This is a genomic window from Micromonospora sp. NBRC 110038 (assembly GCF_020884815.1).
Classification (GTDB): Bacteria; Actinomycetota; Actinomycetes; order Mycobacteriales; family Micromonosporaceae; genus Micromonospora; species Micromonospora haikouensis.
Genome location: NZ_BBOL01000010.1, coordinates 72725 through 85052 on the forward strand (window position 1 = coordinate 72725; position 12328 = coordinate 85052).

The 12328-nt window shown below is 71.6% G+C and carries 14 protein-coding genes and 1 tRNA gene; 7 read left to right on the forward strand and 8 right to left on the reverse strand.

Annotated features, from left to right (window positions below; genetic code table 11):
- The first annotated feature begins 149 nt into the window (after positions 1–149).
- From LPU61_RS27985 to LPU61_RS28005, 4 genes are all read left to right on the forward strand, one after another.
- Complete coding sequence (locus LPU61_RS27985; protein ID WP_229406660.1) at positions 150–608, forward strand: HPF/RaiA family ribosome-associated protein; 459 nt, start codon at positions 150–152, stop codon at positions 606–608.
- 97 nt (positions 609–705) lie between these two features.
- Positions 706–1746 carry an alpha/beta fold hydrolase gene (locus LPU61_RS27990; RefSeq protein ID WP_229406661.1) on the forward strand — a complete coding sequence of 347 codons (1041 nt, stop codon included), beginning with the start codon at positions 706–708 and terminating at the stop codon, positions 1744–1746.
- Between the two features lie 126 nt (positions 1747–1872).
- A tRNA-Arg gene (locus tag LPU61_RS27995) sits at positions 1873–1945 on the forward strand.
- A gap of 1241 nt (positions 1946–3186) precedes the next feature.
- A complete protein-coding gene (locus tag LPU61_RS28005; protein WP_229406662.1) occupies positions 3187–3750 on the forward strand; it encodes a dihydrofolate reductase family protein in 564 nt (187 codons plus the stop codon).
- 651 nt (positions 3751–4401) lie between these two features.
- On the opposite strand, the gene LPU61_RS28010 is transcribed toward LPU61_RS28005, so the two are convergent.
- The 3 genes from LPU61_RS28010 to LPU61_RS28020 are packed head-to-tail and all read right to left on the reverse strand — an operon-like array spanning position 4402 to position 5852.
- Positions 4402–5190 carry an inositol monophosphatase family protein gene (locus tag LPU61_RS28010; protein ID WP_043966214.1) on the reverse strand — a complete coding sequence of 263 codons (789 nt, stop codon included), beginning with the start codon at positions 5188–5190 and terminating at the stop codon, positions 4402–4404.
- Positions 5191–5199: 9 nt separating this feature from the next.
- Positions 5200–5499, reverse strand: coding sequence for a hypothetical protein (locus LPU61_RS28015; RefSeq protein ID WP_229406663.1), 300 nt, complete (start codon positions 5497–5499; stop codon positions 5200–5202).
- A 50-nt stretch (positions 5500–5549) separates the two neighbouring features.
- Positions 5550–5852 carry a hypothetical protein gene (locus LPU61_RS28020; RefSeq protein ID WP_229406664.1) on the reverse strand — a complete coding sequence of 101 codons (303 nt, stop codon included), beginning with the start codon at positions 5850–5852 and terminating at the stop codon, positions 5550–5552.
- Between the two features lie 308 nt (positions 5853–6160).
- Between LPU61_RS28020 and LPU61_RS28025 the strand changes: the two genes are divergently transcribed.
- A complete protein-coding gene (locus LPU61_RS28025; RefSeq protein WP_229406665.1) occupies positions 6161–7045 on the forward strand; it encodes a helix-turn-helix transcriptional regulator in 885 nt (294 codons plus the stop codon).
- Positions 7042–7239: a DUF397 domain-containing protein gene (locus tag LPU61_RS28030; RefSeq protein WP_229406666.1), complete on the forward strand. Its 198-nt coding sequence runs from the start codon at positions 7042–7044 to the stop codon at positions 7237–7239. The genes LPU61_RS28025 and LPU61_RS28030 overlap by 4 nt, the downstream gene beginning before the upstream one ends.
- Positions 7240–7409: 170 nt before the next feature.
- Here LPU61_RS28030 and LPU61_RS28035 read toward each other — a convergent pair whose 3' ends face one another.
- Positions 7410–8834: a glycoside hydrolase gene (locus tag LPU61_RS28035; RefSeq protein WP_229406667.1), complete on the reverse strand. Its 1425-nt coding sequence runs from the start codon at positions 8832–8834 to the stop codon at positions 7410–7412.
- 97 nt (positions 8835–8931) lie between these two features.
- Between LPU61_RS28035 and LPU61_RS28040 the strand changes: the two genes are divergently transcribed.
- On the forward strand, positions 8932–9417 hold the full coding sequence (locus LPU61_RS28040) for a hypothetical protein (RefSeq protein WP_229406668.1): 486 nt from the start codon (positions 8932–8934) through the stop codon (positions 9415–9417).
- Between the two features lie 128 nt (positions 9418–9545).
- On the opposite strand, the gene LPU61_RS28045 is transcribed toward LPU61_RS28040, so the two are convergent.
- From LPU61_RS28045 to LPU61_RS28060, 4 genes are all read right to left on the reverse strand, one after another.
- Complete coding sequence (locus LPU61_RS28045) at positions 9546–9911, reverse strand: hypothetical protein (RefSeq protein WP_229406669.1); 366 nt, start codon at positions 9909–9911, stop codon at positions 9546–9548.
- Between the two features lie 345 nt (positions 9912–10256).
- Positions 10257–10757: a hypothetical protein gene (locus tag LPU61_RS28050; RefSeq protein WP_229406670.1), complete on the reverse strand. Its 501-nt coding sequence runs from the start codon at positions 10755–10757 to the stop codon at positions 10257–10259.
- A gap of 218 nt (positions 10758–10975) precedes the next feature.
- Positions 10976–11728: a dihydrofolate reductase family protein gene (locus LPU61_RS28055; RefSeq protein ID WP_229406671.1), complete on the reverse strand. Its 753-nt coding sequence runs from the start codon at positions 11726–11728 to the stop codon at positions 10976–10978.
- A 127-nt stretch (positions 11729–11855) separates the two neighbouring features.
- The gene (locus tag LPU61_RS28060; RefSeq protein WP_229406672.1) at positions 11856–12323 is read right to left on the reverse strand and encodes a GNAT family N-acetyltransferase; all 468 of its coding nucleotides are present in this window, start codon (positions 12321–12323) and stop codon (positions 11856–11858) included.
- Positions 12324–12328 lie beyond the last annotated feature (5 nt).

The following is a 12328-nucleotide window of genomic DNA, read 5'->3' on the forward strand; positions in this document are numbered from 1 at the left end:
AGGCGTTTCCGGACGGCCCGTGACTGGGTACAGCTTTGATCAAGCGAGCACCACCGACGGCACGCCGTCCGATCAGAGAGGCCACGGGACATGACTTCCTGCCGACCCCGTACGACCGGTTCCGTCCGCACGGACGGCGAGGCGCAGCGATGAGCGCCGTGGCGAACCCCGCGACCGTGGCCGAGTGCCTGCGCGTCGGGGCCGGGTTCTCCCAGGGCGACCGGAACTGGATCGCCGAGCAGTTCGCGACCCTCGACGCCCGGCTGGCCGGCTTCCACGCCGACGCCACCGAGCTGGAGGTGTCGGTGAAGGACCGGGAGGCGCGGGGGCAGAAGGTCACCCTGGAGTGCTGGATCGCCGGTCGGCAGAAGATTGTCACCACCTCGGCCGAGGAGGACCTGCACGCCGCGCTCAATGACGTCCGCGACGACCTGCGCCGCCGGCTCAACGACGCCAAGACCCGGCAGGAGCCGCGCAACAACAAGCGGCTGCGCGACACCGGCCAGCCCGACGCGGGCCTGCCCGAAACCGAGCTGGACGACACCGACACCGACACCGACAGCGGCAGCGGCAGCGACGCGCCCCGGGCCGACGCCGAGACCGCCTGATCCGACCCCCGCGTGGGGAGGTGGTGTCCGCCACGGCGGGCCGCCATCTCCCCGGCGGGGCTACCGTCGGGTAGCTTGCGGGCGTACCGTCGCGGTCGTGGAACCGGATGTGCTGGGGCCGCCCTACGAGCGGCAGACGATCGACCTGGGCACCGACGACGAGGGCCCGGTCGTCGCGACCCTGGTCCGCCGCCGGGCCGACCGGCCGACCCGCCGCGCGGTGCTCTACGTGCACGGCTACGTCGACTACTTCTTCCAGACCCACGTGGCCGACTTCTTCGCCGAGCGGGGCTGGGACTTCTACGCCCTCGACCTGCGAAAGTACGGCCGCAGCCTGCTCGCGCACCAGACCCCGAACTTCTGCCGCGACCTCGGCGACTACTTCCCCGAGCTGGACGCCGCCGCGAAGATCGTCCGCACCGACGACGGCCACGACACGCTGCTGGTCATGGGCCACTCGACCGGCGGCCTCGTCATCTCCCTCTGGGCGCACGCCCGACGCGACGCCGGCATCGTCGACGGGCTCGTGCTCAACAGCCCCTTCTTCGACATCAACGCCCCCTGGGTGGTCCGCAGACCCCTCGCGGCCGCCGTCTCGCGCCTGGGCCGCAGCGCGCCGCGCCGCCGCCTCCCCTTCGGCCTCGGCACCGTGTACGGCGAGAGCCTGCACGCCGACCATCGGGGCGAGTGGACGTACGACCTGGCGTGGAAGCCGCTCGCCGGGTTCCCGGTCCGGGCCGGCTGGCTGAACGCGGTCCGCGCCGGCCAGCGGCAGCTCCGCGCCGGCCTCGACATCCCGGTGCCGGTGCTGCTGGCCTGCTCGACCCGCACCTTCCGGGGCACGAAGTGGCACGATTCGGCGGCGCTCGCCGACGCGGTCCTGGACGTGGAGCACATGGTCCGCTGGGCGCCCCGCCTCGGCCGGCACGTGACCCTGGCCCGCTTCGACGGCGGCATGCACGACCTGACCCTCTCCGGTCCCGCCGTGCGGGAGAAGGTCTTCGTCGAGGTGGGCCGGTGGGCGGAGGCGTTCCTCGCCGCCGGCCCGACGCCCGAGGAGCCGACGCCCGAGGTGCCGGCCAGTCGGGCACCTGCGGAGGCGACCACGCCGAGCGCGGAGGCCGCCGCAACGAGCTGACCGGGCGAAACAGGGGTGCCCGCCGGCACCGGGCCGTGCGACGCTGAACGCGCGTCGACGGGTCGCCCCGTCGCGCCGGGCACCCTCGGCGCGGCGGTACCCTCTTGGCGCGAGACCCACCAGCGCGCGCCCGTAGCTCAGCGGATAGAGCAGGGGACTTCTAATCCCAAGGCCGCAGGTTCGAATCCTGCCGGGCGCACAGGTACTGCCCTCTTCTGAACAGCTCGCGTGGAGCTGTTCGCGGTGCGAGCGTGCTACGCCGCCCGCATGGCCCCCTCGAGCGGACGCAGCCAGCACCAACGCGACAAGATCGAAACCCTCCCCAGCGGGTCGCTCCGCGTCTATGCGGGCGTCGACCCGATCAGCGGCAAGTGGCACTACATGACCGAGATCATTCCAGCCGGCCACACCGCCGCAAGGAAGCGGAGAAAGCAGGTACCCGGCCCAGGTGGACGAGCGGCGCTACCCGCGCACCCGGGCCACGATCGACCAACTTCCAGGCCGGTGGCTTGAGATCGGACGGCTCACCCCAGAGACGCTGGAGTCGTTCTACGCGAGCCTGTCGCGATGTGTACGTGCAGCACCACCTGGAAAGTAAGTACACCTACGCGGCGAACTGCGCGCCACTCAGCGCGTCGTCAGCCCGGCTGATTCACTAGATTCCCAGTGGTGCCCTCAGTCGGGCCGCCCGGTGGCGTTGAATCGCCGTCAATCCCCTCGGGCAGGGCGAGCCTGTCACTTGGCTAGTAGCCTTTGCCGTTGCATCTGGTGCAGATGAGCCCTCCTTGGGACGCACCATGGAACCGGCCCGACCCTCCACAGTATCCGCAGGAAGGCGCTCCCGGGGGCCGCGCCTCCTGCTTGCCGCCAGACGTGAACCAGATGAGAACCAATAGCGGCAAGCCGCAACATATTCCGCCGAGCACGAGACTGCGCAGCCAGGAATCGATGTCGATGCTCATCGAACTAGTTTGGAGGATCCACCGGCGTTGCACCATTCCACTCGCGTCGGCCAACCTCTTCGACTGCACTCTCTGGCCAACCCGTCGTCCATCGTCTGCACATCGTGGAGCATGGGGAGACTGCCCGGTCAGTGGGAGCACCCTAATTGTCTGAATGACCTTGACCGGGCAGGCCCCCATGCTCGGCTCTGCCGAACGGGGGCCTACAGAATGGCGCTACCGACCCCGAGCACCTGACGACCCCACCGGCGGCACTGCCCCGATCCGATCACTACTGCAGCCCCGGCTCTGCCATTGACCAGGGGTGGCACCACCAGAGCTTTTTCACATGACGCGCCGCACAGTGGGCTGGCAACCCCGTGCCGGCGGGCACGCCACCGTCCCTCTGGTGAGCCAGCCTTCGGTGTGGCCTGACCGATGATTCCTCCGCGCCGTGCTCGTCTGTATGCCGAGGACCGACCCACGAGAGGCTGACACGATGCGGAAACTGACCTTCGGCATGAACCTGAGCCTGGACGGCTACATCGCCGCGCCCGGCGACGACCTCGGCTGGAGCGTGCCGAGCGACGAGCTGTTCCAGTGGTGGTCCGACCGGGTGGGGGCGACGGGCACGGGGCTGTACGGGCGGAGGCTATGGGAGATGATGAGTTCCCACTGGCCGACCGCCGACCAGCGGCCGGGTGCCACCCCGGCGGAGATCGAGTTCGCCCGCCGCTGGCGGGACATGCCGAAGGTGGTGTTCTCCTCGACGATCAGCACGGTCGACTGGAACGCGCGCCTGTTCACCGGCGACGCGGTCACCGAGATCGCGCGGCTCAGGGCCGAGGACGGCGGCTCCCTGGACATCTCCAGCCCCACCCTCGCCGCCGGGGCCATGCGCGCCGGGCTGATCGACGAGTACACGCTCGTCACCCACCCGGTCCTGCTGGGCGGCGGCAAGCCGTTCTTCGCGGCCCTCGACAACTGGGTCAACCTGACCCTGGTGGAGACCCGGACGTTCCCTGACGGAGTGATCTTGACGAGGTACGAGACCAGGCGCTGAGCACAGCCGCAGACTCGGGTCCGAAGGAGCGCCCTGCCCGGACGCACCAAAACGCAGGGGCGACGCCGACGTGCCCGGTCACGCTCCCGGCGATGGTTGCCGAGCAGCGTGAGCGGGCCTGGGCCCGTGACGTGTCAGTGCGGGTCGCCGGACAGGGAGGTGCGCCGCTGTGACGCCATGACCAGGGAGTAGACGTTCTCGCGGAGTTCGCCGAAGAGCCCCGTCTGCTTGGTAGCGATCTGGCCACGGGGCTGGTCGAGTTCGACCGGCCAGCACGGGCGTGTCGATGCGGGGGTGTAGCCCCGGCATATCCGTCGCCTTCGAAGGCGGGCCGGTGGCCGACGCGGCGTACCTGCATCTTCCGCCCGGAAGGCCCCGACGCATGGAGGCCGAACCCGCTCCCGAGACCCCAGCCGGGCAGGCGGTTCGGTTCCCCCACCCCAGTGCGCGCGGCGGCCGGCGACGTCCGGGACACCACCTGCGGTCGGCCCCGCTGCGCGATCTCGGTACTCCCGCGGCACGGTTCGCGACGCGCTGATGACGGCGTGCGCAGACGTGAGGACCAGGCGCGGTACGGGCGGTGCGTCCGTTACCTGTCGTGGCCGACGTGACCTGGGACGCCGGAGATCGTGCAGCCGGAGCCGACGAGGCTCACGCGCCACGGACGAGAGCCAGCAGGGCGGCGTGTGTCCGATCGTCGGCGGCCACGACGAGCCCGCCGACGCCGGTGTGCAGCGGTTGGCCGTCGATCCCGGTGACGACGCAGCCGGCCGCCTGGCAGAGGGCGATCCCGGCGGCGAAGTGGACGCTGTCGCGCAGGTGGCCGTCCGTGACGTACGCGGCGCGGCGTCCGGCGGCGACCCAGGCCACGGCCAGGGTCGTGGATACCACTCGGGGGCGGAACTGCTCGATGAAGCCCTCGTCGGCCAGCATCCGGGCGGCCAGGAAGGTGTCCCTGTTCGGGAACGGCGGGTCGAGGTTGACGTCGACCAACCTGGACCCGGCCGACGGGACGAGCCGTTCGTCCCCGCCCCGGCTGCGCACGTACGCGGCGTCGCCGTCGGTCCAGAACACCTCCTCGGTGAACGGGTCCGCCGAGGCGGCCACGGCGGTGCGCGTCCCGGTCTGGAGCGCCACGTTGACCGAGACCAGCATGTTCCTCGCGGCGTAGTTCACCGTTCCGCACAGCGGGTCGACCAGCCACACGCGGCCGTTATCCTCCCGGCCCCTGCGTCCGCCCTCCTCACCGAGCACGACGTCGTTCGGACGCGCGGCGCGCAGGACGTCGACGATGGCCGCCTCGGCGGCGATGTCGGCGGTGGTGGCGAAGTCGCCCCCGGCCTTGTCGATGCGCCCCAACGCCGATCCGTAGTGGGCCCGGACGACCGCAGCACCGGCATCTACCGCATCGAGGACCAGCGCCACATCGGTGATCGACATGAATCAACCCTAGCCGCCGCCCGTGCTCCTCACCGCGCCGCTGCCAGTCGTACGCCGAGCGGGGGCTGAGCGGGGTGCAGGGGCGGGCCGCAGTACGCGCAGCCCGGCTGGGCGTACGAAGATCGACCGGCGGGCGACGGCATCGCCCCTGCCGTCGAGTTGGTACACGTCGAGCCACACCCACCCGTCGTAGGTGATCCAGTCGAGCACCCGGACGACCCGGCACCTGATCGGCTCGACGAACTGCACGCTGGCCGCCCGGGTCACCTGCACCAGGTCGCCCGCCTTCGGCAGCGGCGCACCCCGCACTGGCGCACCCGTCGCCGCCACGTCAGACACCGCCACCGGACGGCCGCCGGTCACGGCCCCTCCCCCAACCCGCGCCGCCGCCCCGCCCCGGGCCGCCGCCGGCCGCCCTGCCCCGCCCCGAGCCGATCGACCTCCCCCGGCCCAGGCCGACCGGTCTCCCCCGACCCGGGCCGGGCGTCGTCCTCCCCCGGCCAGTGCGCGCGGCTGATCGGGATGCGGTGCCGGGCCCGGCAGGGCAGTTCCGCGCCGCAGCGGCACACCCTGCGCCAGCGCTTCCAACTCCAGACCGGCCGATGCCGGCGGGCGAGCGTCAGGGCGACGGCGACCACGTACTCCTCGTACGTCACGCGCATCGGGCGTCCTTCCCGAGGGATGGCGCCGCCGAAGAACAGCGCCGCCGAAGAATTGCGCCGCCCCGCCCGCGCGTGACTCGCAACGAGCGGGACAGCGGGCCGGCAGGGGGGCGACGGGCTATTTTCGACGCCATTTCTGGCACCCCCGCACCACCCTGCCGACATTCGACAGAATGCAACCCGCCCGCCACCTTGCGCAACACAACCCACCCCCTCTAGCCTCGATTCGAATCAATCCCCGAGGAATGGAGGAAAGAAATGCGCGGGAATGGGCGGGGAATGTTGCACGAGGGGCATGGTGATGTTGCATGACGGATGAAACAAGCGGGTCGACGGTCCCCCGGCGGCAGCTCGGCAGGCTCCTCACGCAGCTCCGCGAGGACGCCTCGGTCTCGCTGGACGCCGCCGCCGAAGGGCTGGACTGCTCGCGGCAGAAGGTGTGGCGCATCGAGAAGGGCCTGGTGCCGGTGCGGGTGGTGGACGCCCGCGCCATGTGCGAGATCTACCGCGCGCCGGAGGACATGAAGGCGATCGTCACCGGCCTGGCGAAGGAGACCCGCGCCAAGGGCTGGTGGCACTCGTACGGCGAAATTGTCCCGCCCTGGTTCTCGCTCTACGTCGGGCTGGAATCGACCGCCGCCCTCATGCGCCGATACGACTCGGAACTGATCCCGGGGCTGCTCCAGACCCGCGAATACGCCGCCGAACTCTTCCGCCGCAAGAATCCCACGATGACCGAGGCCGAGCGGGAGAAGCTCGTCGAGGTGCGGATGCACCGCCAGCACGTGCTGACCCGGCGGCTGCCCAGCGCGCCCACGCTGAAGGCGGTGCTGAGCGAGGCCGTGCTGCGCCGCACCATCCCCGACCGGCGGGCGATGGCCGGGCAACTGCGCCACCTGCTCGACATGGCCGCGCTGCCCAACGTGAGCCTGCGCATCCTCCCGCTGGCCGCCGGCCCGCCGCTGGCCAGCGAGACGGGCACCTTCGTGATGCTGGACTTCCCGCAGGCGTTCGGCCGGGCCTCGACCGAGCCGACGACCGTCTACCTGGAGAACATCACCGGCGCGCTCTATCTCGACCGGCCGGCCGAGGTCGCCGCCTACGAGCACGTCTGGTCCGACCTGGAAACGCTCGCCTCCGATGAGGCAGAATCAGAGAAAATGATCAACATGATCATCGAGGAGCGCGCATGACTGACCTTGCCGGTGCCGTCTGGCGCAAGAGCACCCGCAGCGGCGGGAGCGGCGGCGACTGCGTCGAGGTGGCCGCCAACCTGCCGGGCGTCGTGGGCGTACGCGACAGCAAGGACCCGGCCGGGCCGGCGCTCCTGTTCGCCCCGACGGCTTGGACCACCTTCGTCAGCCAGGCGGGCCGCGAGCCGCGCTGACCACGACCAGGTCCGGGACCACGACCAGATCCGGGACGGCGACCGGGACCCGGGCCGGGACCGCGACCGGAACCGGAACCGGAGCCAGGGCCGATACCCCGACTGCGACCGGGGCCGCCCACCGTGCCGGCGGGCGGCCCCGAAGCCACGCGGGGTAGGGACCGGACGGCTCAGCCCCGGCCGCCGACCAGGGTGGTCAGCGAGCGCGGCGGCAGCTCGACCGTCGCGTGCGCGCCGTGCCCCGAGACGAGCCCGTCGACCTGCTCCAGCCGGTGCGTCGAGTCCGTGAGGTAGGCGGTCGGCCTCCGCAGGTCGACGGTGGTCCGCACCGCCTCGGTCGAGGTGTTGATCACCTGCACCACCTCGGTGCCGTCGGCGTTGCGGTAGGCCGACACCGCCAGGCCCGCCGGCGCGCCGTCGACGCCGATCCGCACCGCCCCGGGTCGAATGAACCTGCTGTACGCGGCGAAGGCGTAGAGCCGGGACGACACCCGGTAGCTGTCGGTGGCGTTGTCGACCTGCACGAGGGCCGCCGTCGCGCCCCGGGAGGACCCGAGCCAGTAGACGAAGGCGCTGGCGTCGGCCTTCGCGAGGGTGTCGTGGATGCGCTGGGCCACGGCGATGCCGTCGGTGCCCTTGCCGCTGTCCCACGCCTCGTTCCAGCCGTCGGCGGTGCTGGACGGGGCCCACTCCGTCATCCAGGTGCGAGCCGTGGTCGGCAGCGGGCGGTCCGAGGGGCTGGCGTAGCCGTGCCCGGTGAACAGGTCCAGGTGGCGGCGGGCCTCCGGGTCCGCCTCGATCGCCTGGGCGTACGCGTCCGACTGCTGCCAACCGAACGAGTCGCAGCACACCAGCTTCACCCCGGCCTGCGCGGCGACGGGGCCGAGGACCTTCACGAACTCGGCGGCCTGCGCCGGGGTGAAGCGCATCGAGGCGTACGGGGCCGTCCAGTCGGGTTCGTTGGTGAACCCGATCTCGTCGATCCGGATGCCCTCCTGCCGGTAGAACCTGGCGTACTGCACGAGATAACGCGCGTACGCCTCCCGCCAGTCGCCGCTGGCGCAGGTGACGCCCGACAGGCCGCAGAGGCTGCCGCCGTTGGCGTCGGTGCCGTTGTCCTTCATGTATCCCGGCGCGCTCCACGCGTCGGCGTAGAACCGGTTGATCCCGCGCTTGCGCGCCTCCTTGGCGTACCAGACCTGGCCGCCGTCCCAGCCGTCCCACTGGTAGTTCGGGGTGGCCGCCGGGCCACCCGGGTCGGTCGGCTGGATGGACAGCATGTTGTCGTACACGTCGGTGGTCGACGAGCCGATGCCGAGCCGCAGGATCGTCGGCGCGGCGCCCTTGCGCCGGTCGAGGAGCAGGTCGAGCACCTCCGCGCGCTTCGCCTCGGACAGGTTGTGGACCAGCGTGGCGCGCTGGAACGCGATCGAGTAGCCGAAGCCGTCGATGCTCTGGTGGATCTCGGCCCGGTCGAGGTCGAGGCCGGGCGCTTGACCGGGTCGGGTGCGGGCGTCAGCGGGCGTACCGGCCAGGACGGTGACGGCAGCGACGGCGGTGGCGACAGCGCTGGCGACATTGCGGGATCGAAACACGAAGTTCTCCTTGACGTCGCGCGGGAGACACTCCGGGCATACTACAGACATTGACGCTCATCGTCGGGCAACGATTCTTCCGAGACGGGAGCAGGAAATGCCAACGACCACGCACAGGAAGATCGGACGACGCGCGGGGGGCCTGGCCGCCACGGTCGCCCTCGCCACCACGACGGCCGTCCTCGCCACCGCCGCGGCCACGCCGGCCCAGGCCGCCACGGCGACTCAGGCCGCAGCGTCAGCGCGGGCCGCAGCGCAGGCACGGGGCACCACGCCGGCCCGCGTCCACGTGGCGACGATCATGGTGGCCGCCTCGTCCACCCAACCCTTCCGCATCACCTACGGCGCGTCGATCACCGAAGGCACCGTCACCTTCTACAACCGCAGCCTGGACATCAGTGGCTACGTGAAGGCGGTCAGCGCCTCGCGGACGGTGGAGTTCATCGGCTACAACGGCGACCTCAGCTGCTATTTCGACGAGACGCGCACCGCCTCCGCCGGCACCACCCGCACGTTCGGGTTCGGCGAGACGTGCGACGTGGCCGGCGGATTCGCCGCAGTAGACGTCTACTTCCCGGCCTGACCCCCCCGACCGCCCCACCGCACCGCCCCACCACGCCCCACCGCGCCGCGCCGCGCCGCATCTTGGACACTGACGTACGGCACGAACAACAGGTGTCCAAGGTCCGAAGAACTGCCGGCGGTGGCCGGTCAACCGAGGTGTTCGCAGGGCACTTCCGCCCCACGGTGCCAGACGCTGTCCCGCACCGCGACGGGGTAGGTGACCTCTCGGGTCCGCCGGTCGGCGGTCTCGACCGACAATCGCACCGGCAGCGGCTCGCTCCCGAAGGCGGTCGCACATTCGAGGCGGAGCTTGACGTCGATCCACCCGACGCCGCCCGGCCGCACCAGCCGCGACTGGCCGGTGTCGCGGAGCACCACGCCCGGCCCCTGCCCGGTCACCGCACGAAGCGTGATCGGCGCGGGGCCGGCGTTGACCACTGCCAGGAGCGCATCCATCTGGAGGACGCCCGCGACGTCGGAACCGCCGCCACCGCCACCGGCGGGGAACGCCACGAGTGAGACCGCCGAGTTCCGCTGCCGCTCGTCTCGCGCGTCCCGCAGCTCGTCGACGCCGACTCCGCCCAGCACGACGCCGGCAGGAGGGCGGCGACGAGTTGCGCCTTCCTCCGCCGCCCGCTCGGGTGGCCGTCGGGAACGACGCTGGCCGTCTCCGCCGGCTCGCGGCCGCCCTCGTCCAGATCGATCACGTCCCGCCGCCCCGACACGCCACGAGCCTGGACCCGCGCCGCCACACCAGGCGGGCAGGTGAGCCGCAACCAGGAGATCTCAGCCCCCGGGTCCACCGGCTTCCAGGATCTCCAGAGCATGGGCTCGCCAGATCTCGGGCCTTCCGGTCCGTCAGTCGCCGCCGCCCTCGCCGGGCCGCCCTTCGCGGTCACCAGCCGGGTCGCCCCGCCCGAGGCGGTCGACTACCCCCACACCGCCCACGCCAGCCACATCGCGGCCCAGAGCGATCGAACAGTCGGCGATCAGGCGCGTGATCCCCGGGTACCAGGACGCCGATCTCGCGTAGTGCGTCTGCAGCGCCGGGCTGGAGGAGAAGGTGTCCACCATGTACGCCTTCCAGCCCCCGCCATTCTCCGCATCGAAGCTCTTCCGCTTGTACCAGATCCACTCGAACGAGTCGAGCACCAGCTCGGCCACCGCCTGAACCCTGGGGAGCTGCGGATCGTCAGCAGCCAAAGGTTTTCCCCCATAGAAGTAGGGCCGGATTTCGGGATGCTCGATGAAGGTCTTGTCCAGTTCTCTGAGGAGACCAATGACGCCATGGTAGGTGGCCACGTGATGGGACTGCCGGGACAGCCGATAACTGTAGACCGCTGACAGCAGCGAGGCCACGATCGCCACAGTCGCCAGGACGTCAGAAGCATTCAATACGGGCTCCGGGGTGTCCGTTCCAGACAGGAGGCGCCTACCAGGATCGCGCGGGCGGTGGGGCCTGTCCGACCACAGTGCTACGTTCTGTCAAGGAACGACTCCGATGTGGAACCGCGCCCGCTCTCGGCAAGGCGACGGGGCCAGCCGGCGGGATCCGGGCCATCCCGCCAGCAGCCGCCCTACTCGGCGGTCCTCGTCGGGCCGCCGCCGCTGCCCCGGTCGTCGAGCACGAGAGGGGCGCGACCGCGCACCGCGTACCGGATGTGGGTGACCTCCGGCGTGGCGACGACCCGGGTCGGGGTCAGCTCGATCGCCTCCTTCTGGCCGAGACCGAGCTCGGCGTCGGGGCCGCCGTCGGCACCACCGCCGAGGCCGCCCCCGGAGCCGGCGTCGAACAGCCGCAGCCCGCCGCCGAGCACGACCGGCACGATGTGCAGTTCCAGCTCGTCGAGCAGGCCGGCCCTGAGCACCTGCCGGACGAGGCTGCCGCCGCCGGCCACGGCGACGTCCCTGCCGCCGGCCGCCGCGCGGGCCTGCGCGACGGCGCTGGCCACGCCGTCGGTGACGTACGTGAAGCTCGTGCCGCCACCGCGCACCAGGGTCTCGCGGGGGCGGTGGGTGACGACGAAGACGGGCGCGCGGAACGGCGGCTCCTCGCCCCACGGGATCTCGCCGCCGTCGGTCATCCGCCGCCCCATCACGTACGCGCCGGCCGCGCCGAAGGACTCCGCGACGATGTCGGAGTTGGCGTCCTGCTCGCCGCCGGCGAAGCCCTGGCGTTCGCGCCACGCCATCGCGTTGGTCACCCAGCGGGTGACCCGGAAGAAGCCGGCACTCTCGGCCGAGTCCATCCAGTCGCCGTCGCCGGTGTGCCGGGGGCCGGCGTAGCACCCGTCCAGCGACACGGACAGCTGCGCGGTCACCTTCGTCATCTCGCGGTGTTCCTCTCCGTCGGGCGGGCACCGGTGCCGGCACCCCTGCGGACACCGGTTCCGGCACCCCTCAGGCAACGGTCGGAGCCGGCCGGGGAACACCGACAGGAGGGCAGCGTGACGACCGTCACACCACCAGGGGAAGCTCGCCGACGGTCTGGCCGCCGCTGCGCTCCCCCGTCGGGCGAAACCCGAGCCGCAGGTAGAACCCCTCCGGCCCGTCCTGCCCCGGCTCCCAGGTGGTGAAGATGCTGCGCTCGCCGCGCCGCCGCGCCTCCTCGGCCACGGCCCGCACGGCGAACCGCCCGTAGCCGCGCCCCTGCCGGTCGGCGGCGATGTTCAGCCGCCACAGCCCGGAACGCAGGTCGGTCGGGGTGTCCTCGCTCCACGGGATGCGGAAGAAGCCCATCAGGAAGCCGACGAGGTCGTCGCCGTCGTAGACGAGCCGGGGCCAGGCGATGCCCGGCCAGACATACGCCTCGGCCAGCGACCGGGCGACCGGCTCGACCAGGTGTTCCTGGTCGGGGCGGATCCGCAGCTCGCAGGCGGCGTCGAGGTTGGCCGGGGTGATCGTCTCCAGGCGTGGTGTGGGCATCGGGG